Origin of the sequence: Streptomyces sp. RLB3-17, assembly GCF_007113425.2 — a bacterium.
Lineage (GTDB): Bacteria > Actinomycetota > Actinomycetes > Streptomycetales > Streptomycetaceae > Streptomyces > Streptomyces mirabilis_D.
The window spans coordinates 6,941,269-6,965,763 of sequence record NZ_CP041610.2 but is presented as its reverse complement, the minus strand read 5'-3'; the positions used below and the strand labels follow the sequence as shown (position 1 = coordinate 6,965,763).

The 24,495-nt window shown below is 70.0% G+C and carries 24 protein-coding genes; 11 read left to right on the top strand and 13 right to left on the bottom strand.

Features of this window, described 5'->3' with window-relative positions:
* Positions 1-9: 9 nt before the first annotated feature.
* Positions 10-423 (bottom strand): hypothetical protein, encoded by a 414-nt coding sequence (locus tag FNV62_RS31655; RefSeq protein WP_143602731.1) that lies wholly within the window; start codon positions 421-423, stop codon positions 10-12.
* 221 nt (positions 424-644) lie between these two features.
* On the opposite strand from FNV62_RS31655, the gene FNV62_RS31650 reads away from it, so the two are divergent.
* Positions 645-1,271, top strand: a complete 627-nt coding sequence (locus FNV62_RS31650) for a uridine kinase (protein ID WP_079090287.1) — start codon at positions 645-647, stop codon at positions 1,269-1,271.
* A gap of 210 nt (positions 1,272-1,481) precedes the next feature.
* Here the strand turns inward: FNV62_RS31650 and FNV62_RS31645 are convergent, their stop codons facing one another.
* Positions 1,482-2,234 carry a SigE family RNA polymerase sigma factor gene (locus FNV62_RS31645; protein ID WP_075028321.1) on the bottom strand — a complete coding sequence of 251 codons (753 nt, stop codon included), beginning with the start codon at positions 2,232-2,234 and terminating at the stop codon, positions 1,482-1,484.
* A 309-nt stretch (positions 2,235-2,543) separates the two neighbouring features.
* Here FNV62_RS31645 and afsQ1 point away from each other — a divergent pair, with 309 nt between their 5' ends.
* The 5 genes from afsQ1 to FNV62_RS31620 all read left to right on the top strand — a co-directional run bounded on the left by afsQ1 (position 2,544) and on the right by FNV62_RS31620 (position 6,751).
* Entirely contained in the window at positions 2,544-3,221 is a 678-nt protein-coding gene (gene afsQ1 / locus FNV62_RS31640) for a two-component system response regulator AfsQ1 (protein ID WP_054233761.1), read from the top strand.
* A complete protein-coding gene (locus tag FNV62_RS31635; protein WP_371645409.1) occupies positions 3,119-4,795 on the top strand; it encodes an ATP-binding protein in 1,677 nt (558 codons plus the stop codon). The genes afsQ1 and FNV62_RS31635 overlap by 103 nt, the downstream gene beginning before the upstream one ends.
* Entirely contained in the window at positions 4,792-5,439 is a 648-nt protein-coding gene (locus FNV62_RS31630; RefSeq protein WP_060901423.1) for a hypothetical protein, read from the top strand. The genes FNV62_RS31635 and FNV62_RS31630 overlap by 4 nt, the downstream gene beginning before the upstream one ends.
* A 430-nt stretch (positions 5,440-5,869) precedes the next feature.
* Positions 5,870-6,421, top strand: a complete 552-nt coding sequence (locus FNV62_RS31625) for a VanZ family protein (RefSeq protein ID WP_054233642.1) — start codon at positions 5,870-5,872, stop codon at positions 6,419-6,421.
* A 129-nt stretch (positions 6,422-6,550) separates the two neighbouring features.
* Entirely contained in the window at positions 6,551-6,751 is a 201-nt protein-coding gene (locus FNV62_RS31620; protein WP_054233643.1) for a PspC domain-containing protein, read from the top strand.
* A 103-nt stretch (positions 6,752-6,854) separates the two neighbouring features.
* Here FNV62_RS31620 and FNV62_RS31615 read toward each other — a convergent pair whose 3' ends face one another.
* Together FNV62_RS31615 and FNV62_RS31610 are read right to left on the bottom strand one after the other, a co-directional pair.
* On the bottom strand, positions 6,855-7,208 hold the full coding sequence (locus FNV62_RS31615) for a hypothetical protein (RefSeq protein WP_054233644.1): 354 nt from the start codon (positions 7,206-7,208) through the stop codon (positions 6,855-6,857).
* A gap of 141 nt (positions 7,209-7,349) precedes the next feature.
* Complete coding sequence (locus FNV62_RS31610) at positions 7,350-8,504, bottom strand: adenosine deaminase (protein WP_143627897.1); 1,155 nt, start codon at positions 8,502-8,504, stop codon at positions 7,350-7,352.
* A 112-nt stretch (positions 8,505-8,616) separates the two neighbouring features.
* Between FNV62_RS31610 and FNV62_RS31605 the strand changes: the two genes are divergently transcribed.
* Positions 8,617-9,378 (top strand): alpha/beta hydrolase family protein, encoded by a 762-nt coding sequence (locus FNV62_RS31605; RefSeq protein ID WP_054233646.1) that lies wholly within the window; start codon positions 8,617-8,619, stop codon positions 9,376-9,378.
* Between the two features lie 101 nt (positions 9,379-9,479).
* On the opposite strand, the gene FNV62_RS31600 is transcribed toward FNV62_RS31605, so the two are convergent.
* Positions 9,480-10,442 (bottom strand): LysR family transcriptional regulator, encoded by a 963-nt coding sequence (locus FNV62_RS31600; protein ID WP_054233647.1) that lies wholly within the window; start codon positions 10,440-10,442, stop codon positions 9,480-9,482.
* 62 nt (positions 10,443-10,504) lie between these two features.
* Between FNV62_RS31600 and FNV62_RS31595 the strand changes: the two genes are divergently transcribed.
* The 3 genes from FNV62_RS31595 (at position 10,505) to FNV62_RS31585 (ending at position 14,164) form a co-directional block, all read left to right on the top strand.
* Positions 10,505-11,806: an MFS transporter gene (locus FNV62_RS31595; protein ID WP_143627895.1), complete on the top strand. Its 1,302-nt coding sequence runs from the start codon at positions 10,505-10,507 to the stop codon at positions 11,804-11,806.
* A 99-nt stretch (positions 11,807-11,905) separates the two neighbouring features.
* Entirely contained in the window at positions 11,906-13,063 is a 1,158-nt protein-coding gene (dnaN, locus tag FNV62_RS31590) for a DNA polymerase III subunit beta (protein ID WP_143627893.1), read from the top strand.
* A gap of 111 nt (positions 13,064-13,174) precedes the next feature.
* Complete coding sequence (locus FNV62_RS31585) at positions 13,175-14,164, top strand: sigma-70 family RNA polymerase sigma factor (protein WP_097285992.1); 990 nt, start codon at positions 13,175-13,177, stop codon at positions 14,162-14,164.
* Here the strand turns inward: FNV62_RS31585 and FNV62_RS31580 are convergent.
* Positions 14,066-14,452 carry an STAS domain-containing protein gene (locus FNV62_RS31580; protein ID WP_097285991.1) on the bottom strand — a complete coding sequence of 129 codons (387 nt, stop codon included), beginning with the start codon at positions 14,450-14,452 and terminating at the stop codon, positions 14,066-14,068. The genes FNV62_RS31585 and FNV62_RS31580 overlap by 99 nt on opposite strands.
* A gap of 145 nt (positions 14,453-14,597) precedes the next feature.
* Between FNV62_RS31580 and FNV62_RS31575 the strand changes: the two genes are divergently transcribed.
* Positions 14,598-15,518 carry an AEC family transporter gene (locus FNV62_RS31575; protein ID WP_054233651.1) on the top strand — a complete coding sequence of 307 codons (921 nt, stop codon included), beginning with the start codon at positions 14,598-14,600 and terminating at the stop codon, positions 15,516-15,518.
* Between the two features lie 115 nt (positions 15,519-15,633).
* On the opposite strand, the gene FNV62_RS31570 is transcribed toward FNV62_RS31575, so the two are convergent.
* From FNV62_RS31570 to FNV62_RS31540, 7 genes are all read right to left on the bottom strand, one after another.
* Positions 15,634-16,917 carry a thymidine phosphorylase gene (locus FNV62_RS31570; protein ID WP_097285990.1) on the bottom strand — a complete coding sequence of 428 codons (1,284 nt, stop codon included), beginning with the start codon at positions 16,915-16,917 and terminating at the stop codon, positions 15,634-15,636.
* Between the two features lie 87 nt (positions 16,918-17,004).
* Entirely contained in the window at positions 17,005-17,418 is a 414-nt protein-coding gene (locus tag FNV62_RS31565; RefSeq protein ID WP_097285989.1) for a cytidine deaminase, read from the bottom strand.
* Positions 17,415-18,677, bottom strand: coding sequence for an ABC transporter permease (locus tag FNV62_RS31560; protein WP_075028333.1), 1,263 nt, complete (start codon positions 18,675-18,677; stop codon positions 17,415-17,417). The genes FNV62_RS31565 and FNV62_RS31560 overlap by 4 nt, the downstream gene beginning before the upstream one ends.
* The gene (locus FNV62_RS31555; RefSeq protein WP_054233654.1) at positions 18,674-19,801 is read right to left on the bottom strand and encodes an ABC transporter permease; all 1,128 of its coding nucleotides are present in this window, start codon (positions 19,799-19,801) and stop codon (positions 18,674-18,676) included. The genes FNV62_RS31560 and FNV62_RS31555 overlap by 4 nt, the downstream gene beginning before the upstream one ends.
* Positions 19,798-21,378 (bottom strand): ABC transporter ATP-binding protein, encoded by a 1,581-nt coding sequence (locus FNV62_RS31550; RefSeq protein ID WP_399222837.1) that lies wholly within the window; start codon positions 21,376-21,378, stop codon positions 19,798-19,800. The genes FNV62_RS31555 and FNV62_RS31550 overlap by 4 nt, the downstream gene beginning before the upstream one ends.
* Positions 21,379-21,723: 345 nt before the next feature.
* Positions 21,724-22,773: a BMP family lipoprotein gene (locus FNV62_RS31545; RefSeq protein WP_143602727.1), complete on the bottom strand. Its 1,050-nt coding sequence runs from the start codon at positions 22,771-22,773 to the stop codon at positions 21,724-21,726.
* Between the two features lie 471 nt (positions 22,774-23,244).
* On the bottom strand, positions 23,245-24,312 hold the full coding sequence (locus tag FNV62_RS31540) for a BMP family lipoprotein (RefSeq protein ID WP_054233764.1): 1,068 nt from the start codon (positions 24,310-24,312) through the stop codon (positions 23,245-23,247).
* Between the last annotated feature and the right edge of the window lie 183 nt (positions 24,313-24,495).

Here is a 24,495-nt window from a genome sequence, read left to right as displayed (position 1 = left end):
CGGGGACTCTCACGCACCCCCCAGCGACCCCAACGCCTGCCCCACCACCGGCACGCTCCCCACCGACCGCGCCTGTGCCAGCGGCCCCGTCAGGGCCCGCGAGGTCAGCGGCTTGAAGTCCGCGAGCTGGGTGCCCACCCCGTTGTCGAGCGGGTCGACCCCCGTGCCGGCGAGCGGGTTGGGCTTGAGGCCGGCGATCGGACCGGTGACGTATCCCACCGAGCCGGTCAGGACCCCCAGGCCCGCCTGCGGGTCGAGGTTGCCCAGCGAGGTGGGCCGGGTGCGCGTCAGATCCACGGCGGAGGCCGTGTCCGCGACGGCCGGACTCGCGGCGGCCGCACCGGCGGCGACCACCCCGAGCGCGACGGCGATGCGCGTGGTGGTGCGGGCCAGGGGGGTCTGCTGGTGTGCGTGTCGCGCCATCGGGTGTCCTCTTCGGTGAACGTAACGAATGCGGGCGGAGAGCAACGGGAATCGCACGCAGAGTAGTTGACCCGGATGCCGTTCCGGGCGGCGATGGCGGCGGATTCCCCTGTGCGGGTCAACAGACATACGGACGTAACCCCGATAATCCTTCGGGATAATGTTCCGGAGGCCTGCCGAAGCGCGGCGTGGCCCGGCCGAGTCACAGAAGGTACAGAGAATTGGGTTCCCATCCTCCGATACCCACCCGTGTGGTGCTGCTCTGCGGCCCCTCCGGCTCTGGAAAGTCCCTTCTCGCGGCCGACTCCGGACTTCCCGTGCTCCGCCTCGACGACTTCTACAAAGAGGGCACCGACCCGACGCTCCCCCAGGTCGAGGGCAGCTCCGACATCGACTGGGACCATCCGCAGTCGTGGGACGCGGACATCGCCGTCGCGGCGATCGAGGAGCTGTGCCGTACGGGACGTACGACCGTTCCCGTCTACGACATCGGGCTGAGCGCCCGTACCGGCGCGGAGGCGCTGCACATCGAGCGGACACCGCTGTTCATCGCGGAGGGCATCTTCGCCGCCGAGATCGTCGAGCGCTGCCGGGAGCTGGGGATGCTGGCCGACGCGCTGTGTCTGTCCCGCGGCCCGCTGACCACGTTCCGCCGCCGTTTCCTGCGGGATCTGCGGGAGGGCCGCAAGTCGGTCCCGTTCCTGCTGCGCCGCGGCTGGCGCCTGATGCGCGCCGAACGTTCGATCGTGGCCCGGCAGAGCGCGCTGGGCGCCCACCCCTGCGACAAGGACGAGGCCCTGGGCCGACTGGCCGCGGCGGCCGCCGGACGCTGCACGACACCGGCGTAGTCAGGGGCCCTGCGCCAGGACACGCGAAGAGGCCACCCACCGCAAGGGGCCAGAACACGAAAAGAGGCCCAGGCGGACCCCCCGTCCGCCCGGACCTTTTCTCGTTTCCCCCGTGCTCCTCAGGGGTCCCCCGACCCCGTTGGTTTTCCCCCCGGTACTGCTCCCCCGTACCAACCGGTACCACCGGTTGCCCTTCTCCCCCACAGACCTTCAGGCGACGAGCTCCCCGAAGGACTCCTCCTCGTCACGGCCGAAGCTGAGGACCTCGTCCTCACGCATCCGGCGCAGCGACCGCCAGATGCTCGACTTCACCGTGCCGACACTGATGTCGAGGATCTCCGCGATCTCCGGGTCCGTGCGGCCCTCGTAGTAACGAAGGACCAGCATGGTGCGCTGGAGTTCGGGCAGCCGGGCCAGCGCCTGCCACAGCACGGCGCGCAGCTCGGTGCCGCGCATCGCGTCCGTGTCACCGGCGGTCTCCGGCAGTTCCTCGGTCGGGTACTCGTTCAGCTTGCGGCGGCGCCACGCGCTGATGTGCAGATTGGTCATGGTGCGGCGGAGGTAGCCCCCGACCGCGGCCTTGTCACTGATCCGGTCCCAGGCCCGGTACGTCGAGAACAGCGCGCTCTGCAGCAGGTCCTCGGCCTCGAAGCGGTCCCCGGTCAGGTGGTAGGCGGTTGCGTACAGGGAGGCGCGGCGCTCCTGGACGTAGGCGGTGAACTCCGCCTCCGACACCGAGCGACGTTCCCCCGTGGCCTCCCTGTACGCGGCTCCCCCGTGAGCTCCCCCGTTACCGCCGTTCTCCCCCGTGAAGGCGTCAACCACCGTCATGTACGTGGTGTGCTGACGCCCGGTGCCGCGAGCGCACCCCCGCCCGCTCACGGCACCGGACTTCTCCGAACCCCTGACGTCGTGGAGCCGCGTGACAACTGCGCTAGTGCTGGTGCTGTGCAGCGTGTTCATCTCGCGCCCCCCGTCGTGGAGTTCCGGTTCTTCGGTTCGTTCCGTCGTGCTGTGTCGCCGTCTTGCCGTCGTGCTCTCTTGCTTGTGTCGAAAAGCTTGCCCGGGCCACTTCATGGCCGTGTCCGTCGACTGTCACAGACCTGTCACAGGGCCCCTCCCCAGGAGCGTCACGGCACGATCACAGCGCGGTCACAGAGGAGAGCGGTACGGCTACGCGGACGCCCTTCGGGCGCCTGCTTCTGTGCGAGAGATGGGTGGGAGCGCTCCAACTGTCGAAAGAGTCCCTCGCCATGGGCCAGAATGACGTTCGTGCCTTCCCTGTTGCTGATCGAGGACGACGACGCCATCCGGACGGCCCTGGAGCTCTCTTTGACGCGCCAGGGACACCGGGTGGCCACCGCTGCCACCGGCGAGGACGGTCTGAAACTGTTGCGTGAGCAGCGGCCGGATCTGATCGTGCTGGACGTGATGCTGCCCGGCATCGACGGGTTCGAGGTGTGCCGGCGCATCCGGCGCACGGACCAGCTGCCGATCATTCTGCTGACCGCGCGCAGCGACGACATCGACGTCGTGGTCGGACTCGAGTCCGGCGCCGACGACTATGTCGTCAAGCCCGTGCAGGGGCGGGTGCTCGACGCCCGTATCAGGGCCGTGCTGCGGCGCGGGGAGCGCGAGGCCAACGACTCGGCGACGTTCGGTTCCCTCGTCATCGACCGTGCGGCCATGACGGTCACCAAGAACGGCGAGGATCTGCAGCTGACACCCACCGAGCTGCGGCTGCTCCTGGAGCTGAGCCGCCGGCCCGGACAGGCGCTGTCCCGCCAGCAGTTGCTGCGGCTGGTGTGGGAGCACGACTACCTGGGCGACTCGCGGCTGGTGGACGCGTGTGTCCAGCGGCTGCGCGCGAAGATCGAGGACGTTCCGTCCTCGCCCACCCTGATCCGTACGGTCCGCGGAGTCGGCTACCGACTGGACACTCCTCAGTGACCCCACCGCACGACGAGCTCCGCGGCTGGGCCGCGGCGCGCCGGGCGATCCTGGCGGGGTTGCGCTTCACGAGCCTGAGACTGCGGCTGGTCGTGGTGTTCGGACTCGTCGCGCTCACGGCCGCCGTGTCGGCGTCGGGCATCGCGTACTGGCTCAACCGCGAGGCCGTGCTGACGCGTACGCAGGACGCGGTGCTGCGCGACTTCCAGCAGGAGATGCGCAACCACGCGAGCATGCTGCCGGTGCATCCGGCGCAGGACGAACTGCAGCGCACGGCGGGCCAGATGGCCAACAGCAGCCAGCGCTTCAGCGTGCTCCTCGTCGCCCAGGACGGCAACGGCAAGAAGGTCATCGGCAACTCCGCGCTGGACACCTTCACGCTGGACGACGTACCCAAGTCCCTCCAGAAGGCCGTGAACAAGGAGCAGCCGCTCTCCTCGAACAACAAGTCGGCCTATCACCTGTACTGGCAGCGCATCACCGACCACGACAAGCCGTACCTGGTGGGCGGCGCGAAGGTGATCGGCGGGACGACGACCGGCTACATGCTCAAGTCCCTGGAGCCCGAGGCCAAGGACCTCAACTCGCTGGCCTGGTCACTGGGCATCGCGACCGGCCTGGCCCTGATCGGCTCGGCGCTGCTCGCCCAGGCCGCCGCGACTACGGTCCTCAAGCCGGTGCACCGCCTCGGCATCGCGGCCCGCCGCCTGGGCGAGGGCAAGCTCGACACCCGGCTGCGCGTCTCGGGTACGGACGAACTCGCGGACCTCTCCCGTACGTTCAACCACACCGCGGAGTCCCTGGAGAAGCGCGTGGACGACATGAGCGCCCGCGAGGAGGCGTCCCGCCGCTTCGTGGCGGACATGTCCCACGAACTCCGTACGCCGCTCACCGCGATCACCGCCGTGACGGAGATCCTGGAAGAGGAACTCGACGCGGAGACCGGCAGCGTCGACCCGATGATCGAACCGGCCGTCCGGCTGGTCGTCAGCGAGACCCGCCGCCTCAACGACCTCGTCGAGAACCTCATGGAGGTCACCCGCTTCGACGCGGGCACCGCCAGGCTGGTCCTCGACGACGTGGACATCGCCGACCAGATCACCGCGTGCATAGACGCGCGCGCCTGGCTGGACGCCGTCGACCTGGACGCCGAGCGCGGCATCATGGCGCGCCTCGACCCGCGCCGCCTGGACGTGATCCTCGCGAACCTCATCGGCAACGCGCTCAAGCACGGCGGCAGCCCGGTCCGTGTCTCGGTCCGCGTGGAGGCCGACGACCTTCTCATCGAGGTCCAGGACCACGGGCCCGGCATCCCCGAGGACGTCCTCCCGCACGTCTTCGACCGCTTCTACAAGGCGAGCGCCTCCCGCCCCCGCTCCGAGGGCAGCGGTCTGGGCCTGTCCATCGCCCTGGAGAACGCGCACATCCACGGCGGCGAGATCACCGCGGCCAACGCGCCCAAGGGGGGCGCCGTCTTCACGCTCCGCCTCCCCCAGGACGCGTCGGAGCTGCTCGCCGACGACGAGCGCGAGCGCGGACGGAACGGGAACGGTACGGAGGGCAGCGCCGGATGACGACCTTGGTACGAGGCCGAGGCGGGCGCCGACGGACGCCTCTCGCCTCTCTCTCCCTCCTCTCGCTCCCCCTCCTCGCCGTCCTGCTCGCGGGCTGCGGCATCCGCTCCACCCAGGTCCCGACGGACTTCGGCCCGGCGCCGTCACGGGTCCCGTGCGCGCTGTCCGGCCAGGACATCACCACCCAGTCCTCGCGCGGCATCCCGGTGCAGGTCTTCCTGATCTGCTCCGGGCAACTGGTGACGGTCGACCGGTCCGTGCGGATTCCCGACGGTACGGCGGAGGGCGTGCGGCGGGTTCTGGTGGCGCAGGGGCTCCTCGACGAGCTCGCCGAGACGCCCTCCACGCCCGAGCAGCAGGCCGGCTACACGACCGACGTGCGGGGCGGGATGACGGTGAGCGGGCCTCGACCCAAGGACCCCGAGGACGCGCTCCGCCTCAGCACCCCTCCTCAGGACCTGACCTCCGCCGCCCTCGCCCAGATCATCTGCACCTTCTCCGACTCCGCCGCCGCGCGGGACGACGGTTCGGTCATCCTCGGCGGCCCCGACGCCACCCCGCTGCGCAGCTACGAGTGCCCCACCGACGTCCGCGCCAACCCCACCACCAAGTCCCCGCCGTCCACACCGATCTCCGGCGCGTAGCCAGGCGCGCGGGGAACCGCGCGCCTCACAGCCAAACCCCCACGCACGGGCAGGGACCCGGGGTGAAGCCCCCGGCTCAGGGGCGCGGGGAACTGCGCGATCCACCCCCACCGACCCGCAGCCAAACCCCCACGCACGGGCAGGGACCCGGGGCGAAGCCCCCGGCTCAGGGGCGCGGGGAACTGCGCGATCCACCCCCACCGACCCGCAGCCAAACCCCCACGCACGGGCAGGGACCCGGGGCGAAGCCCCCGGGCTCAGGGGCGCGGGGAACTGCGCGACCCGCCCCCACCGACCCGCAGCCGAACCCCCACGCGCGGCGCCGAGCCGCCCCGCTCCGCCCCGTACGTGTGGCGCATCCCTCACCCCTCAGTCCCAAGCTCACCAACAACCCGGAACCGATCCTGCCGACCCCCGCGTCTTGGGAGGCGTGCAACGTCAAGGCGAAGGCGGCGGCAGCGCCGTGACCCGCGTCCGTGCGACAGGAGCTCTCCTCCTCGTCGCACATCTCGCGCTCGTCGCCTGGATCACCCTGCGTCCCCTGGACGTCCCCTGGGTGAGCCCCGCCAACCTCCGCCCGTTCGCCGGCATCAGAGCCGATCTCGCGCTGGGCCCGGCGGAAGCCGCCCGCCGGATAGGCCATGGCCTCGGCCTGCTCGCCCCACTCGGCGTCCTGCTCCCCATGGCCGGCGGCAAGCTGACGGCGTCCCCGCTCGGCTCCCTCGTCCGCACGGTCGCCGCCGGCGCCCTGATCTCGCTGGGCATCGAACTGCTGCAGACCGGCGTTCCCGGCCAGGTCGTGGACGTCGACTCCCTGCTGCTCAACACGGTCGGCGTCGCCCTGGCCCATCTCGCGATCGTGCCGGCCGCCAGGGTCAGGCTCCGCCGCCGGGCCGAGACCCGGCGCCGCGCGGCCCTCCCCCGGGAGGACACGGCTCAGGGTCGGACCCCGACGATTCCCAGGGTCGGCATCGCCCCATAGAGCGACGCTTCGCCCCCTTCGTCACCGTAGCGTTGAAGACATCGAAGCCGGAGACATCGAGAAGACGCCGAAGACGACGTCGATGTCCCAACACCCCGGCATCCCACCACGGTTCACGAAGGAGCCATCATGACCGCCCTTGCCCGCCCCACCAACGGCCGCATGATCGGCGGAGTGTGCGCAGCGCTGGCGCGGCGCTTCGGCACCTCCGCGACCACGATGCGCGTGATCTTCGTTCTCTCCTGCCTGCTCCCGGGCCCGCAGTTCCTGCTCTACATAGCGCTGTGGATCCTGTTCCCCTCCGAGGACAAGGCCCGCACGGCCTGGTGACCCCCGGCCCGGCTCACGGCATGACACGTCGGTGGGGCGCACCCGATCAGGGTGCGCCCCACCGACGTTCGTACAGGCGAAAGACCGAAACAAGCGGAAGACGTCAGCCGAGCGGCAGCCCGTTCACCGGCAGACCGTGCGTCGGCAGGCCCTGCAGCGGCAGCCCCCCGAGCAGACCGGCCAACGGCGCCGCCGGCCCGTCGGCAAGGACCTTCGCGACGGCGGGCTGGGCCGCGGCCACCCCCGCGCCGAGCGCGCCCTGCCCGTGGGCGAGCGCCTCTCCCGCACCCGGGAGCGCCGCAGCGGCGTTCTGCGCGGGCAGCGTCTGGGTAACGGTGTCCAGCGCCTGGGAGGCGTCCGGCACGGCCGGGGCGGCGTTCGCGGCGCCCGCGCCGACGGCGGCGAATGCGGCACCGAGAGCGGCGACACCGAGAGTCTTGGCAGCAGACTGCTTCATATTGAATGCGTCCTTGGATCCGTGTGACGGGGATGTGAGCGGTCCAAAAACGTAAACACGCAGAGCCACCCTCCGCAAACATCGGAAAGCAGCCGAGTCATGGAGAACAAGTGAAGACCCGGCTGCTTTTCGCTCCTTCGATCAGCCCTGTTCCCTCAAGGAACCGCTGGTGGAGGCGGTCTGCTGGAACAGCCATTCGGACTTGAGCTCTGCATATCCAGGCTTGATCACGTCATTGATCATGGCCAGTCGTTCATCGAAAGGAATGAATGCTGACTTCATAGCATTGACAGAGAACCACTGCATATCATCGAGCGAATAACCGAACGCATCGACCAGGTGCTCGAATTCACGCGACATGCTCGTCCCCGACATGAGCCGATTGTCCGTGTTCACGGTCGCCCGGAAGTGCAGGCGCCGCAGCAGACCGATCGGGTGCTCCGCGTAGGAGTCGGCGGCGCCGGTCTGGAGGTTGGAGCTGGGGCACAGTTCCAGCGGGACGCGCTTGTCACGGACGTACGAGGCCAGTCGCCCGAGCTTCACCGAGCCGTCCGCCGCGACCTGGATGTCGTCGATGATCCGCACACCGTGCCCGAGCCGGTCCGCACCGCACCACTGGAGCGCCTGCCAGATGGAGGGGAGCCCGAAGGCCTCGCCGGCGTGGATGGTGAAGTGGTTGTTCTCGCGCTTGAGGTACTCGAAGGCGTCGAGGTGACGGGTGGGCGGGAAGCCCGCCTCGGCGCCCGCGATGTCGAAGCCCACCACACCCAGGTCGCGGTAGCGGTTGGCCAGTTCGGCGATCTCCAGGGCACGGGCCGCGTGCCGCATGGCGGTGAGCAGGGCGCCGACCCGGATGCGGTGGCCGTTGTCCCGGGCACGCCGTTCACCCTCCCGGAAGCCCTCGTTGACGGCCTCGACGACCTCTTCGAGGGTGAGCCCGGTCTCCAGGTGCTGCTCGGGCGCGTAGCGCACCTCGGCGTAGACGACCCCGTCCTCGGCGAGATCCTCGGCGCACTCGGCGGCGACCCGCACCAGCGCCTCACGCGTCTGCATGACGGCACAGGTGTGGGCGAAGGTCTCCAGGTACCGCTCCAGGGACCCGGAGTCGGCGGCCTCGCGGAACCAGACGCCGAGTTTGTCGGGGTCGGTCTCGGGGAGCCCGGAATAGCCGGTCTCCTGGGCGAGTTCCACGATCGTCCCGGGGCGCAGGCCCCCGTCGAGGTGATCGTGCAGCAGGACCTTGGGTGCCCGGCGGATCTGTTCCGAGCTCGGGGTGTTCTGGATCTGGCTCGTCATTTTCGCACTGTAGCCCCTACGCGCGTAGATCTCCTGTCGCGGCGTCCGTCGATACGTAACGGTGACCACGCGGACGGGTGGCGTACACCGTCACTTCTGACACTGTTCTGTCATGGCACAGCAAGCGACGCCGGTTCGCAGGGCCCGGCTGGGGAGGACGATCGGCCCGGAGCCGACGGCCGTCAGCGGAGTGGTTCTGCTGCTCCCGGGCGGCGACGAGGTCTCCGCGCGCAGACCGTCCCCGATGTTGGCGACCGCCTCCGTACGCGCGCTCGGCCGCCGGCTCATGCGCGCGGGACACGCGGAAGGCCTGGCCACCCATGTCGTGCACTACCGCTTCCGCGGCTGGAACGGCAGCGAGGCGCATCTCGCGAACGACGCGTCCTGGGCCGCCGACGAGGTCGTACGCCGCTACGGGGACGTGCCGGTGTGCCTCGCCGGTGTGGGCATGGGAGGCCGGGCGGCGCTGCGCGCGGCCGGGCACACGGCCGTCAACTCCGTTCTGGCGCTCGCCCCCTGGCTGCCCGAGGACGACGTGGCGGCGCCACCCGAACCGGTGAAGCAGCTCGCCGGGCGGCGCGTGCTGATCGTGCACGGCACCAACGACGAGCGCACCGACCCGGAGTTGTCCTTCCGGCTCGCGGCGCGGGCGAAGAAGTCCAACCGGGACATCTGCCGGTTCGAGGTCCACTCCGACGGGCACGGGTTGCACCAGTACCGGTCCGAAGTGCACGCGCTGGCGGAGGACTTCGTGATGGGGGCGTTGTTCGGACACGGGGTGTCGCGCCCTCTGGAGGACGCGTTGGCCGCGCCGCCGCCGTTGGGGTTGCGGATGCCGCTTGCCTCCGGCTTCGGGCGGGCGTTGCGTCGCTAGGTTGTCCGGTGTCTGCGGGTGCGTGGGGGCTGGTCGCGCCCACGCGGCGGAGCCGCATGTGTCAGAGCCCCGCGCCCCTGAAAGCGGGGCGCGTCCGCCCCTCAGTCCGGTAGCAGGTGGCCCCTCCTCGACAGCAGGAACTTCTTGAAGGCCGCCACCGGTGGGGTGTCCGGGTGGCCGTCCAGCCATGCCACTCCGATCTCGCGGACCGCTCTCGGGGCCGTGACCGTCAGTTCGACCACCCCTGGGCGGGGCACGGCCGGCGGGGGCAGGAGGGCGACTCCGAGGCCGGCGGCCACCAGGCCCCGTAGGGTCTCGGCCTCCTCGCCCTCGAAGGCGATGCGGGGCTTGAAACCGGCCTCCTGACAGAGGTCGTCGGTGATGCGGCGCATGCCGTAGCCGGGTTCGAGGGTCACGAAGGTCTCGTCGGCGGCCTCGGCGAGGCGGACGCGCTTGCGGGCGGCGAGGCGGTGGTCGGCCGGGACGACGAGCCGGAGCTTCTGCTCGTCGAGGAGGCGGCCCACCAGGTCGGGCGCGTCCGGCACCGGCGAGGTGAGGCACAGGTCCAGCTCGCCCGAGCGCAGTCCCTCCAGCATCGCCTCGCCGTAGTTCTGGACGAGGCTGAAGCGGACCCGGGGGTGGTCGGCGCGGAAGGCACGGATCAGGCCGGGGACGGTCTCCGAGCCCATGGTGTGCAGGAAGCCGAAGGCGACCTTGCCGGTGGCCGGGTCGGCGTCCGCGCGCACCTCCTCCGCGGCGCGCTCGATCTCGGCGAGGGCCCGCTCGACGGAGGAGAGGAACGTACGGCCCGCGGGAGTGAGGGAGACCGTGCGGCCCCGGCGTGCGAACAGATCGACGCCCAGGTCCTGTTCGAGCCGGACCATGGCCCGCGACAGGGTCGACTGGGGGACCCGCATCTCCTGCGCGGCGCGCGTGACGTGCTCCGTGCGGGCGACCCCGGCGAAGTACGCGAGGCGCGGGGCGAGCAGCCTCGACATGCCCGCGCTGTCTTCTGTGTCACTGGACGGTGACAGGTGAGGCCCTGACCTTTGCTGATGCGCCATGGGAACGATTATGGCGATTCCATGCATTGGACGGATGAGCGGCGGCTCTTTAGTTTCGAAGTATGCCTTCCGCCAGTACCGGGGCGTCCACCACCGTGGGCGCCACCTCCTCCGTGACGTCCTCCGTCAGGTCCTCCACCGCCGCCGTCGACTCCCGTCTCACCCCGGGTGGGCCCGGCTACCGCCGCATGAGCTTCGCGCTCTTCCTCGCGGGTGTGGCGACCTTCGCGCTCCTCTACTCCACGCAGGCCCTCCTCCCGCTCGTCTCCACGGACTTCGGGGTCAGCGCGAGCGAGGCGAGCTGGACGGTGTCCGCGGCGACGGGTGCGCTGGCGCTGTTCGTCCTCCCCATGAGCGCGCTGTCGGAGCGGTTCGGACGGCGTACGTTGATGACGGCGTCGCTGGCGGTCGCGGTGACGGTCGGGCTCCTGGTCCCCTTCGCCCCGTCGATCGGCGCGCTGGTCGCGCTGCGGGCGGTGCAGGGCGCGGCGCTGGCGGGCCTTCCGGCCTCCGCGACGGCCTATCTGGCGGAGGAGGTCCGCCCCAAGGCCCTGATCACGGCGATCGGCCTCTTCGTGGCGGGCAACAGCGTCGGCGGGATGAGCGGCCGGGTCATCACCGGCTGGGTCGCGCAGGAGTGGGGATGGCGGGTCGCCGTCGCCGCGATCGGGATCATCGCGGTGGCCTGCGCGGTCGCCTTCCGTATGCTCCTGCCCGCGCCGAAGCACTTCACGCCCGGCTCGCTGCGGCCGCGGGTGCTGGCCCGTACGGTCCGTGACCACCTCGCGAACCCGCTGCTGCGCCGGCTGTACGCGATCGGCGCGCTGTTCATGATGGTCTTCGGCGGGGTCTACACGGTGATCGGCTACCGCCTGACCGAGGCCCCGTTCTCCCTCCCCCAGGGCATCATCGGCTCGATCTTCCTGGTGTACCTGGTCGGTACGGTGTCGGCGTCCACGGCGGGCAGGCTGGTCGCCCGCCTGGGCCGGCGCGGCTCCCTGTACCTGGCGGGCGGCACCACGACCGCCGGCCTGCTCCTCTCCCTGGTCGACTCCCTCCCCCTCGTCCTGCTCGGCCTGGTGCTGATCACCGCGGGCTTCTTCGCGGGCCACGCGGTGGCGTCCTCGTCGGTCAGCCACACCGCCAAGCAGGGCCGCGCCCAGGCCTCCGCCCTCTACCAGTCCGCGTACTACATCGGCTCCAGCGCGGGCAGCACGCTCGGCGCGGTCGCCTTCCACGCGGGCGGGTGGGCCGGGACGGTGACACTCGGACTGTTCGCGGTCCTCGGCGTCGTCACGATCACGCTGCTCGGCTCCCACGCGGCCCGCGCCCAGGCCCGCCACGAACCGGCCCTGGCGCACTGAGCGTCCCGGACGCTCCTACGTTCCCCCTGGTCGGACCCCGTTGTCAGTGGCGGCACCTAGCCTCCACCCCGTCAACCGGCCCGAACAGGGGGATCTTTCATGGAGTTCCGCGTCGATCGCGACGACCTCGCCGAGGCGGTGGCCTGGGCGGCCCGCACCCTGCCCACCCGCTCGCCGGTACCGGTGCTGGGCGGACTGCTGCTGGAGGCCGGTCCTGGACGGCTCGGCATCTCGGGGTTCGACTTCGAGGCGGCGGCGAGGATCGAGATCGATGCCGAGACGGGGGCGGACGGACGGATCCTCGTGCTGGGGCGCCGGCTGCTGGACATCTGCCGGGTGCTGCCGCGGGGACAGGTGGGCTGCGCGCTGGAGGGGACACGGTTCACGGTGGAGGCGGGAGGCACCCGGTTCGGTCTGTCGACGCTGCCCAGGGACGAGTACCCGGCGCTGCCGGTGCCGCCCGAGCCGTGCGGCACCGTGGACGCCGCCGCGTTCGCGACCGCCGTGTCCCAGGTCGCCGTCGCGGCCGGGCGCGACGACACACTGCCGGTCCTCACCGGCGTACAGCTGCGGCTGTCCGGCGAGGAAATGACACTCTCCGCGTCGGACCGCTACCGGTACGCCGTGCGCACCCTGGCCTGGAAACCCGAGGCCCCCCTCGACGGCGTCGTGGAGGCCCTGCTGCCCGCGCGTCGGCTGCACGAGATCGCCCGTTCGCTGGCCCGCTGCGGTGACGTGCGCATCGGGCTCGACCCCGCGGGCGGCGGGATGTTCGGCTTCGAGGGTGGGCCGATGCGGACGGCGGTGCGGCTGATGGAGGGGCGGCTGCCGCGGCACGGCTCGCTGTTCTCGGTGCCCGACGCCGCGGTCGCGGAGGTGGAACGCGAGGCGCTGGCGGAGGCCGTACGGCGCGTCGCCGTCGTCGCGGAGGTGAACAGTCCCGTACGGCTGGACTTCACCGGTGACGGCGAGGGATCCGTTCTGCTGCGCGCCGGATACGCCGACGACGTGGCCTCGCAGCGACTGCCCGCGGCGCTGACCGGCACGGCGGGGATCATCGTCGCCTTCAACCCGGCCTATCTGCTGGACGCCCTGAACTCCTTCGAACAGCCGCGGGTACGGCTGGAGCTGCTGGGGCCGGGGCAGCGGGCGCTGCTGAGCGGGGCCGAAGCCAGGGCCGAGGCGGGGGACGAATCCGGGGGTGAAGCGGGCGGTGCGCACCGGCATTTGCTCATGTCCGTGAAGCAATTGGTCTGAGCTCCGCTTTTTCCCACTCCGGGGGCCATTGTCAGTGGGCTGCGGTAGCTTCCGAAGTGCCGACGCAACGAGGCGACGGGCGACGGGAACGGCCACAGGGGTGGGTTGGCTATGAGCGACGGTACGGCGACGACAGATCTGGACGTGCGGCTGGAGAAGCACCGGGTCGAGCTGACCGGGTACTGCTATCGGATGCTCGGCTCCTCCTTCGAGGCGGAGGACGCGGTGCAGGACACGATGGTCCGCGCCTGGCGGAGCTACGACAAGTTCGAGGGCCGTTCGTCGATGCGGTCCTGGCTGTACCGGATCGCCACCAACGTCTGCCTCGACATGCTGAACGCGGGCAACCGGAGGGCGCGTCCGATGGATCTGAGTGGTCCCTCACCCCTGGCTCAGGCGGCGCTCACCCCGCGCCCGGACAACACCTGGCTGGAGCCGATGCCCGACGCGCGCGTGCTGCCCACGGTCGGTGACCCGGCCGAGGCCGCGGTGGCCAAGGAGTCGGTGCGCCTCGCCTTCATGGCAGCCCTGCAGCAGCTGCCGCCCAAGCAGCGCGCCGTGCTCATCCTGCGCGAGGTCCTGGCCTGGAAGGCGTCGGAGGTCGCCGAGCTGCTCGGGACGACGGTCGCCTCGGTCAACAGCGCGTTGCAGCGGGCCCGCGCGACCCTCTCGGAGAGCGACAGCGCCGAGGCCGCCGTCTCCGACCCGCTCGACGAGGAGCAGCAGAAGCTGCTCGAGCGCTATGTCGCCGCGTTCGAGGGGTACGACATGACGGCGCTGACCGCGCTGCTCCACGAGGACGCGATCATGACGATGCCGCCGTTCGACCTGTGGCTGCGCGGCACGGGAGACATCACCGGTTTCATGACGACCCTCGGTGCCTCCTGCGCGGGTTCGCGCCTGCTGCCGGTCGCGGTCAACGGTCTGCCGGGATTCGCGCACTACAAGCCGGATCCCGAGGAGGGCGGTTTCAGTGCCTGGGCGATCCAGGCACTGGAGATCTCAGACGGCCGCATCACCGGGTTCCACTGCTTCCTGGACACCAAGCGCTGGTTCCCGCTCTTCGGCCTCCCCCTCCACCTCGAAGCGGAGTCCGACTAGATCGAGAAGCAGGAGGAGAGGCGGGGTCGGGGCGCGCAGACGGACGCGGCCCCCGGCCCGGCGGGCGGTGAGCTGCATCCTGGCCAGGGCGTCGACGGTGGCCAGGCCGGGTGGACCGAGGCCCGCGACATCGCAGACCACCACCCCGGCACCGGTCGCCGCCAGCCGCGCGCGCACGTCGTCACAGAGCCCCGGCACCTGGTCACGGGTGACGGGGCCGGGCAGCACGAGTACGGCGGGTGTCGTGGCGTCCACAGTCAGTAGACCGGCCGGGGGCACGGAACTCATCGCGCTGAGCCGCCCCGTTCGAGGCGCTCGCCCGCAAAGGATCACATTGACCTGCGCCCCTCCCAGCCCAGAGGGTTGGGTGTATGCCCCATGAATCAGCGCCTTCCGTGATACCCGACGGCCTCCTCCGACCGACGGGGGCACCGTGCAAGGGGTGCTGACGGGCTTCGCGGTCATCGCCGTCGTCATCGGAGTCGGTTACGTCATCGGACGCCGCGGCTATCTCGGGGAGAACGGGCGGGAGGTGCTGACGAAGCTCGCCTTCCACGTGGCCTCCCCCGCCCTGCTGTTCACCACGCTCGCCCGGGCCGACCTGTCGGTGATCTTCTCCAGCCGGCTCCTGGTGACGGCGATGAGCACGGCAGCGGCGGCCGGGGTCTTCGTCGCGATCGGGGTCGTCCGCGGCTGGGGCGTGGGCCGGACGACGATCGGCGCGCTCTGCTCCAGCTACGTCAACTCGGGCAACCTCGGCATCCCGATCGCGGTGTACGTGCTGGGGGACGCCTCGCTCGTCGCGCCCGTACTGCTCTTCCAGCAGATCATGGTCACGCCCATCGCGCTCACCGTCCTCGACCTGTCGGGGGACGGCGAGAAGGGCCCCCTGTGGCAGCGGCTGATCACTCCCCTGCGCAACCCCATCGCGGTCGGCTCGCTGAGCGGGGTCGCGGTGTCGGCGACCGGTCTGACGCTGCCGGGACCGGTCATGGACCCGCTCACGCTGATCGGCAACATGTCGGTGCCCGCGGTGCTGCTGGCGTTCGGCATCTCGCTGTGCGGCAGCACGCTGCCCGGCCGGGGCGCGGACCGGTACCCGGTGCTGCTGTCCGTCGCCCTGAAGTCGGTGGGCCAGCCGCTGGCCGCCTGGGCTCTGGCCGTGGGCCTGTTCGGGCTGCACGGCGCGCCGTTGCTCGACGTCGTGGTCACCTCGGCGCTGCCCGCCGCCCAGAACCTCTTCACCTACGCCTCGCGTTACCGGGTCGGCGAGACGCTGGCCCGGGAGTCGATCCTGCTGTCGACGATCCTGTCGGTGCCGGTGCTGGTGGTGATCGCGGCCGTACTCGGCTGACGGGTACTCGGCTGACGGCACCCGCACGGGGCACGCGAAAGGGCCGGCGCGTCCGCGCCGGCCCCTCCACCGCCGTACGGAATCAGCTGCCGGACGGGGCAACTGCCGTACGGAGTCAGGCGATACGTTCCAGCACGACCGGCGTGGCCTTGAAGTCCGTGCCCGCGGCGGCGATGTCGTAGGAACCCTCGACCGACTCCAGGGCGTACTCGAAGCGCTCGGGGGTGTCGGTGTGGAGGGTCAGCAGGGGCTGGCCCGCGGTGACGGTGTCGCCGGGCTTGGCGTGCAGTTCGACGCCCGCGGCGGCCTGCACCGGGTCCTCCTTGCGGGCGCGGCCCGCGCCGAGGCGCCAGGCGGCGATGCCGATGTCGTAGGCGTCCAGGCGGGTCAGGACGCCGGAGGACGGGGCCGTCACCACGTGCTGCTCGCGGGAGGTGGGCAGCGCGGCGTCCGGGTCACCGCCCTGCGCGGCGATCATGCGGCGCCAGACGTCCATCGCGGAGCCGTCCGCGAGGGCCTTCGCCGGGTCGGCGTCCTTGATGCCCGCAGCGTCCAGCATCTCGCGCGCCAGGGCGATGGTGAGTTCGACGACGTCGGCCGGACCGCCGCCCGCCAGGACCTCCACCGACTCCCGTACTTCGAGCGCGTTGCCCGCCGTCAGGCCCAGCGGGGTCGACATGTCCGTGAGGAGCGCGACCGTCTTCACGCCGTGGTCGGTGCCCAACCCGACCATCGTGGCGGCGAGTTCGCGGGCGTCCTCGATGGTCTTCATGAAGGCGCCGGTGCCGACCTTCACGTCCAGGACCAGCGAGCCCGTGCCCTCCGCGATCTTCTTCGACATGATGGAGGAGGCGATGAGGGGGATCGCCTCGACCGTGCCGGTGACGTCGCGCAGCGCGTACAGCTTCTTGTCGGCGGGGGCCAGGCCGTCGCCCGCCGCGCAGATGACCGCGCCGGTCGTGTCGAGGACGTTCAGCATCTCCTCGTTCGACAGCAGGGCGCGCCAGCCGGGGATCGACTCCAGCTTGTCCAGCGTGCCGCCGGTGTGGCCGAGGCCGCGTCCGGACAGCTGCGGGACCGCCGCGCCGCAGGCGGCGACCAGCGGCGCCAGCGGGAGGGTGATCTTGTCGCCGACGCCGCCCGTGGAGTGCTTGTCGGCGGTCGGGCGGGAGAGGGAGGAGAACTCCATGCGCTCGCCGGAGGCGATCATCGCGGCGGTCCAGCGGGCGATCTCGCGACGGTTCATGCCGTTGAGCAGGATCGCCATGTTGAGGGCGGCCATCTGGTAGTCGGCGACCTCGCCGCGGGTGTACGCGTCGATGACCCAGTCGATCTGCGCGTCGCTGAGCTCGGCGCGGTCCCGCTTGGTGCGGATGACGGAGACGGCGTCCATGGCCATGGCTTTCCTTCCGAAGACTTCCGAAAATCCGCGGCCCCTCCCGATCGGTCGTTCATCGTCCGGTCGTCGGAAGGGGCCGCGCAGGCGTTACTTGGTGAGATTCTCCGGCCCGAAGGCCTGCGGCAGCATCTCGGAGAGCGGCAGGATTCCGGCCGGGGTCTCCAGGAGCAGATCGGCCCCACCGAACTCGTACAGCAGCTGGCGGCAGCGCCCGCACGGGACGAGGATCTCGCCCCGTCCGTCGACGCAGGTGAAGTGCGTCAGCCGACCGCCACCGGTGTTCAGCAGCTGGGAGACCAGACCGCACTCGGCGCACAGTCCCAGTCCGTACGAGGCGTTCTCGACATTGCAGCCGGTGACGGTCCTGCCGTCGTCGACGAGGGCCGCGACACCGACCGGGAAGCCCGAGTAGGGGGCGTACGCCCGGGACATGGCGTCCCGCGCGTGCTCCCGCAGAGCCTCCCAGTCGACGGCCGCGGACCCGGCGTCGGTGGACGTCACTTGCCCTGTCCTCTCCGGTACGGCATGCCGTCCGCCTTCGGCATCCGCAGGTGCTGTGCGGACAGCGAGAGAACGAGCAGGGTCACGATGTACGGCGTCGCGCTGACGACCTGCTTGGGGACATCGCTGGTGGTGGCGTACCAGACGAACATCAGCGCCGACACCGCGGCGGTGATCAGCGCGGGCACGAGCCGCTTCTTCCACGCGAGGTAGGCGGCGCCGAAGACCAGCAGAATCGCGATCAGCAGGATCAGCGCGTGCACGTTGGTGGTGCCGCCGCGCAGGTTGAGGCTGTCGGTGTAGCCGAACAGACCCGCTCCGAGGGCGAGACCGCCCGGCATCCAGTTACCGAAGATCATCGCGGCGAGACCGATGTATCCGCGGCCGGCCGTCTGACCGTCCAGGTACACGTTGGACGCGACGATCGACAGGAAGGCACCGCCGAGGCCGGCGAAGCCACCGGAGATGATCACGGCGAGGTACTTGTACTTGTAGACGTTGACGCCGAGGGACTCGGCGGCCATCGGGTTCTCGCCGCAGGAGCGCAGCCGCAGGCCGAAGGACGTACGCCACAGCACCCACCACGTCGCCGGTACGAGGGCCACGGCGACGACCGTGAGCGGCGACAGGTCGGTGACCAGCCCGCCGAGCAGACCCGCGATGTCCGAGATCAGGAACCAGTGCTTCCCGTTGAGCGTGTCCAGACCGCTCGACAGCCCCGGAATGTCGAAGGTGCCGAGCGAGTCGATGGGCGGGGACTGCTTGGAGGAGCCCTGCGGCGCGTTCTCGAAGGTGAACTTCGACAGGTAGCGGGTGGTGCCGAGCGCCAGGATGTTGATGGCCACACCGGAGACGATGTGGTTGACGTTGAAGGTCACCGTGGCGATGGCGTGCAGGATGCCGCCGAGCACACCGCCGATGATGCCGAAGGCGACACCGGTCCACGGGCCCCACTGATAGCCGGCCCAGGCTCCGAACCAGGTGCCGAGGATCATCATGCCTTCGAGGCCGATGTTGACGACGCCCGCGCGCTCGGACCACAGGCCGCCGAGGCCCGCGAGGCCGATCGGCACCGCGAGGCGCAGCGCCGTGGACATCTGTCCGGTCGAGGTGATGCCGTCCGCGCCGGTGATCAGGCGGACAGCCGAGGTCAGGATGAGTACGCCCGCGATGATCAGCAGGAGCACGGGGAGCGAGAATCGGCGGCTGCCCTTGCCGGGCTGCTGCGCCTGCGGCTTGGCGACGGTCGCGGTGCTCATCGGGCAGCCACCTCCTTCGGGGAGTTGTTGTTGGCGGCGGCCGCGGCCAGTTCCTCACCGACCCGCTTCTGCTGGCGGCGCAGGCCCCAGACACGTACGGCCTCGTAGGAGATGACGACCGCGAAGACGATCAGACCCTGCATGATCGTGGCGATCTCCTTCTCGTACGCCACCGGGGTCGCGTAGTCGAGCGCCGGGGACGCCTTGTCGAGGAAGGCGATCAGCAGGGCGGCGAAGGCGATGCCCACCGGGTTGTTGCGGCCGAGCAGGGCGATCGTGATGCCGGTGAAGCCGAGTCCGGTCGGGAAGCTCAGGCTGTAGCTGTGGGCGTCGCCGAGCAGCAGCGGCAGGCCGGAGAGGCCCGCGACCGCGCCGGAGATCAGCATCGCGGTGAGCACCATCTTCTTGGCGTCGACACCGGAGGCCGCGGCGGCGGTCTCGGAGGCACCGGTGGCGCGCAGGTCGAAGCCGAAGCGGGTGCGGTTGAGGACCACCCAGTACAGGACGCCCATGAGGACCGCGAGGAAGACCAGGCCGTAGATCTCGCCGACGTCCGAGCCGAGGTTGATGCCGGGAACCCAGCCGGACTTCTTCATGATGCCGGTCGTGTTGTTGTTGCCGACCTGCACACCCCAGATGTTGTCGAGGGTGAGGTAGCCGATGAGGCTGGTGGCGATCGCGTTGAGCATGATCGTCGCGACGACCTCGCTCACTCCCCGGGTGACCTTCAGGACACCGGCGATGCCGGCCCAGAAGGCACCGGTGAGCATGCCGACGAGCAGCAGCAGCGGCACCTGCAGGACGCCGGGCAGCGCGATGTGCGTGCCGACGACCGCGGTCATCATCGCGGCGAGGCGGTACTGACCGTCGACACCGATGTTGAACAGGTTCATGCGGAAGCCGATGGCCACCGCGAGCGCCGCCAGGTAGTACAGCGACGCCTGGTTGATGATCAGCACCTGGACGTCGGAGTACGTCGCCTGCTGAAGCATCAGGGAGTACGGCTCGAACGGGCTCTTGCCCGAGGCGAGCAGCACGACCGAGGTCAGCGCGATCGCCGCGACGAGCGCGATGACCGGGCCGGCCACCGCGAGGAGCACGCGCTCCTTGTCGAACTTCTTCATCGGGCCTCGTCCTCCGGGGCGGCGCTTTCCGCTACGTGCTCCAGGTGTCCGGAGGCGGCGCCGGTCATGGCCGAGCCGAGTTCCTCCGGGGTGACGGTCGCCGGGTCGGCGTCCGCCACGAGCCTGCCGTTGTAGATCACCCGCAGGGTGTCCGACAGGCCGATCAGCTCGTCCAGGTCGGCCGAGATCAGCAGCACGGCCAGGCCCTCGCGGCGGGCCTCGCGGATCTGGTCCCAGATCGCGGCCTGCGCGCCGACGTCCACACCGCGGGTGGGGTGGGCGGCGATCAGGAAGCGCGGCTTGTGGCTCATCTCGCGGCCGACGATCAGCTTCTGCTGGTTGCCGCCGGAGAGCGAGGCGGCGGTGACGTCGATGCCGGGGGTGCGGACGTCGTACTCCTCGACGATCCGCTTGGTGTCCTCCTGGGCGCCCTTGATGTCGAGCCAGAAGCCCTTCGCGTTGGGGGCCTCGGTGACATGGCCGAGGATGCGGTTCTCCCAGAGCGGGGACTCCAGCAGCAGGCCGTGGCGGTGGCGGTCCTCGGGGATGTACCCGATGCCCTTCTCGCGGCGCTTGCGGGTGGCCCACCCCGTGATCTCGTCGCCGAGGAACGTGATGGTTCCCGCGTCCGCGGCCTTGAGGCCGATCAGCGCGTCGATGAGCTCGGTCTGACCGTTGCCCTCGACACCGGCGATGCCCATCACCTCACCCGCGTGGATGGTGAAGGTGACGTCGTCGAGGATGCGCCGCACCGCGGCGGCGGTCTCGGCGGTGTCCTCGGTGAGCAGACCCGCGCCCGTCGGCTCGGCGAGCTCGCCGAGGGAGGGGGCACCGCTGGCGAAGACCGTGAGGCCCTCGACCTGGATGACCGGCTTGTCCGTGACGGTGGACTCGGCGGTCTCCGGGGTCGGGAGCTCGCTGCCGACCATCATCTCGGCGAGCTGGCGGGGGGTCGTCTCGGCGGGGACGGCCGTGCCGACCGTCGTACCGCGCCGGATGACCGTGATCTCGTCGGCGACCGAGAGGACCTCGCCCAGCTTGTGCGAGATGAAGATGACGGCCAGGCCCTCGGACTTGAGCTCGCGCAGGTTGTCGAAGAGCGCGTCCACCTCCTGCGGCACCAGTACGGCGGTGGGCTCGTCCAGGATCAGGGTGCGGGCGCCGCGGTAGAGGACCTTGAGGATCTCCACGCGCTGACGCTCGGCGACACCGAGGCCCTCGACCAGGACGTCCGGGCGGACGTTCAGGCCGTACCGGTCGGAGATCTCCTTGATCTTCTTACGGGCGCCGCCGCCGATGCCGTACAGCTTCTCGCTGCCCAGGACCACGTTCTCCAGGACGGTGAGGTTGTCGGCGAGCATGAAGTGCTGGTGGACCATGCCGATGCCGCGCGAGATGGCGTCGGCGGGGCTGTGGAAGGTGACCTGCTCGCCGTCGACGGTGATCGTGCCCTCGTCCGGCTTCTGCATGCCGTAGAGGATCTTCATCAGCGTCGACTTGCCGGCACCGTTCTCGCCGACGAGGGCGTGGACCGTGCCTTTGCGGACCGTCAGGTGGATGTCATGGTTGGCCACCACACCGGGGAAACGCTTGGTGATCCCCGCCAGCTCGACCGCGGTCGACTGCGCGGTGAGCGGAGGGCTGCTGGACGCGTCGATGGCGCACTCTCCTTGGAAAAGGGGCCTATCTACGCGCGTAGCGCCCCTGCTTTGAATTGCACTCGGACGGACCGGGTTCTTTCCGGACTGCCTTCGGTCCGATCCGATCCGATCCGAGCATTCTGCCGCGCGAACGGGGCACGGGAAGGTCATCCTCCCCACACCCCGTTCCGTGGCCGTAACGCTGCCATTACAGCGTTGCCATGGCCATGGTTTCGACGTCTGGTGATGACGTCGTGACCTGGGCCGGGATCAGGGCTCCGGTCAGGAGGTCTTGACCGTGATCGAGCCGTCCTTGATACCCGCCTCGGCCTTCTTCAGCGCGGCCTGCAGGTCGGCGTTGTTCTTGAACGCCGGGTTCGAGTCGGCGAGGCCGACACCGCCGGTGGCGAGGCTGGCACGGACGACGCCGGTCGCGGGCTTGCCGTCCGCCACCGACTTCGCGAGGTTGTAGACCGCCCCGGCGACGTCCTTGGTGGCCGAAGTCAGGATGTAGTCCTTGTACTTGGCCAGCGCGTCCTGCTTGTACTGGTCGGAGTCGACGCCGATGGCCCACACCTTGTGCGAGGCGGCGGACTGGATGACACCCTGACCCGACAGGCCCGCGGCGGCGTAGATCACGTCGGCGCCCGCCTCGATCTGACCCTCGGCCGCGTCCTTGCCCTTGTCGGGGCTGGAGAAGCCACCCTCCTGGGGCGTCTGGGTCAGGTACTGCTTCTCGATCTTTATCTTCGGGTTGACCGACTGGGCACCCTGGACGTAACCGGCCTCGAACTTGTGGATCAGCGGGATGTCCACGCCGCCGACGAAGCCGATGTGGTTCTTCTTGGTGGCCTTCGCCGCCGCGACACCCGCGAGGTAGGAAGCCTGCTCCTCGTGGAAGACCATGTCGGCGACGTTCGCGGCCTTGTCCTGCTCGTCGTCGATGATGCCGAAGGTGATCTTCGGGTACTTCGCCGCGACCTCCTTGATGGCCGGCGCGTACACGAAGCCGACGCCGATCACCGGGTTGTAGCCGGACTTGGCGAGCTGCTCCAGGCGCTGCACCTTGTCGGCGTCGGACTCGCCGTCCTGCGGCTCGATGTCCCGGCCGCTCATCTTGAGGTCGGTCTCGGCCTTCTGGAAACCGGCGTACGCGGCGTCGTTGAAGGACTGGTCGCCCTTGCCGCCGATGTCGTACGCAAGGCCGATGCCCTTGGTCTTGGCCGAGCCGCCGCTCGAGGCTGAGGTGGACGAGCCGCCACAGGCGGAGAGGGCAACGGCGAGGGATGCGGTCGCAACGCCCGCAACCGCGATTCGGGACACCCGGCGCATGAACGTGACTCCTTTGTGCAGGCGCCCAAACCAGGCGCTGATTCCGCCGCAGCGTAACGCGCGTAGACATAGCAGAGAACCCACGTCGCCAGAGTGTTATCCGACCGTTTTGAACCCTCGGCGAACAATCTCCGAACACCTAGGGCGCACCTGGGGCTTCCACTCGGCAAAGGCGCCCGGACCCCGGGCGCGGTGTCCACGCGGTGTCGACACACCTTCGACGCGGCATCGACGTATGCGATGCCATGTACCAGACCATGGTACTTTGCGGGATTCTGACCGAGTTTGATCTTTTCGCCAGGATCACCGTCGCTCCAGAACGACCCCGCGTGAACACATGAACGCCTGAATCCTGAACGCGTGAATCCTGAACGCGTGAATGAGGGAGCCCCCGGCCCGTACGGCGGGCGGGGGGCTCCCTCATCGGTGATCAGTGACGCCAGGTCGGTGATCAGTGACGACGGGCGCGACTCACTGGGTCGTCTTGACGGTGACCTTGCCGTCGATGATGTCCTGCTTGGCCTTGTCGACCGCCGCGACCACGGCCGTCAGGGCCTTGTACTTCGGGTTGGAGTCGGCGAAGCCGACGCCGCCCGACTTGAGGTCACCACGCACGACGCCGCTCAGCGGCTTGCCGTCGACGACGGACTTGGCCAGGTCGTACACCGCGCCGCCGACGTTCTTCAGCGCCGAGCCGAGGATCCAGTCCTTGTACTTGGCCAGCGAGCTCTGCGCGTACTGGTCGGAGTCGACGCCGATGGCCCACACCTTCTTGGACGCGGCCTCGGAGATCACGCCCTGACCGGACAGGCCGGCCGCGTGGTAGAGCACGTCGGCGCCCTTTTCGATCTGGCCGGCCGCCGCGTCCTTGCCCTTGTCGGGGCTGGAGAAGCCACCCTCCTGGGGCGTCTGCGTCAGGTACTGCGACTCGATCTTGATGCTCGGGTTGACCGACTTCGCCCCCTGGTCGAAGCCCGCCTCGAACTTGTGGATCAGCGGGATGTCCACGCCGCCGATGAAGCCGATGTGGTTCTTCTTGGTGGCCTTCGCCGCCGCGACACCCGCGAGGTAGGAGGACTGCTCCTCGTGGAAGACCAGGTCGGCGATGTTCGCGGCCTTGTCCTGCTCGTCGTCGATGATGCCGAAGGTCACCTTCGGGTACTTCGCCGCGACCTCCTTGACGGCCGGCGCGTACACGAAGCCGACGCCGATCACCGGGTTGTAGCCGGACTTGGCGAGCTGCTCCAGGCGCTGCACCTTGTCGGCGTCGGACTCGCCGTCCTGCGGCTCGATGTCCCGGCCGCCGATCTTGAACTCGGTCTCGGCCTTCTGGAAACCGGCGTACGCGGCGTCGTTGAAGGACTGGTCGCCCTTGCCGCCGATGTCGTACGCGAGACCGATGCCCTTCCCGGTGTAACCCGACGAGCTCTTCTTGGAGTCGCTGCTCGTGTCGGTACTCGACTTGCCACAACCGACCGCCGCGAGGGCGATGACCGAGACGGCCACCGCTGCTTGGGAGAACCTGGTCCTCCGAGACATCAGACGCACAGCAAGCACCCTTCATCCCCACGGCCGTCGCCGGTCCGCTTCCCCAACACGCCGCCGACGCAGCGATTTCGGCGCACAGTAACGCGCGTAGAAGGGGAGGGGAACGGTGTTTCTCCGGGCCGTTATCGAACCGTGCCGCCACCGGGTTACGTTTGCGCGCCACCCGTTACGGCG

What these genes read in the sequence shown, in the direction of transcription:
- FNV62_RS31580 (WP_097285991.1), bottom strand. Translation starts at nt 14,452, where the DNA reads ATGAGTTCCGTGCCCCCGGCCGGTCTACTGACTGTGGACGCCACGACA.
- FNV62_RS31545 (WP_143602727.1), bottom strand. Translation starts at nt 22,773, where the DNA reads ATGCGCCGGGTGTCCCGAATCGCGGTTGCGGGCGTTGCGACCGCATCC.
- FNV62_RS31570 (WP_097285990.1), bottom strand. Translation starts at nt 16,917, where the DNA reads ATGGCCATGGACGCCGTCTCCGTCATCCGCACCAAGCGGGACCGCGCC.
- FNV62_RS31600 (WP_054233647.1), bottom strand. Translation starts at nt 10,442, where the DNA reads ATGGCGCATCAGCAAAGGTCAGGGCCTCACCTGTCACCGTCCAGTGAC.
- FNV62_RS31645 (WP_075028321.1), bottom strand. Translation starts at nt 2,234, where the DNA reads ATGAACACGCTGCACAGCACCAGCACTAGCGCAGTTGTCACGCGGCTC.
- FNV62_RS31655 (WP_143602731.1), bottom strand. Translation starts at nt 423, where the DNA reads ATGGCGCGACACGCACACCAGCAGACCCCCCTGGCCCGCACCACCACG.
- FNV62_RS31620 (WP_054233643.1), top strand. Translation starts at nt 6,551, where the DNA reads ATGACCGCCCTTGCCCGCCCCACCAACGGCCGCATGATCGGCGGAGTG.
- FNV62_RS31560 (WP_075028333.1), bottom strand. Translation starts at nt 18,677, where the DNA reads ATGAGCACCGCGACCGTCGCCAAGCCGCAGGCGCAGCAGCCCGGCAAG.
- FNV62_RS31585 (WP_097285992.1), top strand. Translation starts at nt 13,175, where the DNA reads ATGAGCGACGGTACGGCGACGACAGATCTGGACGTGCGGCTGGAGAAG.
- FNV62_RS31610 (WP_143627897.1), bottom strand. Translation starts at nt 8,504, where the DNA reads ATGACGAGCCAGATCCAGAACACCCCGAGCTCGGAACAGATCCGCCGG.
- FNV62_RS31540 (WP_054233764.1), bottom strand. Translation starts at nt 24,312, where the DNA reads ATGTCTCGGAGGACCAGGTTCTCCCAAGCAGCGGTGGCCGTCTCGGTC.
- FNV62_RS31605 (WP_054233646.1), top strand. Translation starts at nt 8,617, where the DNA reads ATGGCACAGCAAGCGACGCCGGTTCGCAGGGCCCGGCTGGGGAGGACG.
- FNV62_RS31595 (WP_143627895.1), top strand. Translation starts at nt 10,505, where the DNA reads ATGCCTTCCGCCAGTACCGGGGCGTCCACCACCGTGGGCGCCACCTCC.
- FNV62_RS31630 (WP_060901423.1), top strand. Translation starts at nt 4,792, where the DNA reads ATGACGACCTTGGTACGAGGCCGAGGCGGGCGCCGACGGACGCCTCTC.
- FNV62_RS31615 (WP_054233644.1), bottom strand. Translation starts at nt 7,208, where the DNA reads ATGAAGCAGTCTGCTGCCAAGACTCTCGGTGTCGCCGCTCTCGGTGCC.
- dnaN (WP_143627893.1), top strand. Translation starts at nt 11,906, where the DNA reads ATGGAGTTCCGCGTCGATCGCGACGACCTCGCCGAGGCGGTGGCCTGG.
- FNV62_RS31555 (WP_054233654.1), bottom strand. Translation starts at nt 19,801, where the DNA reads ATGAAGAAGTTCGACAAGGAGCGCGTGCTCCTCGCGGTGGCCGGCCCG.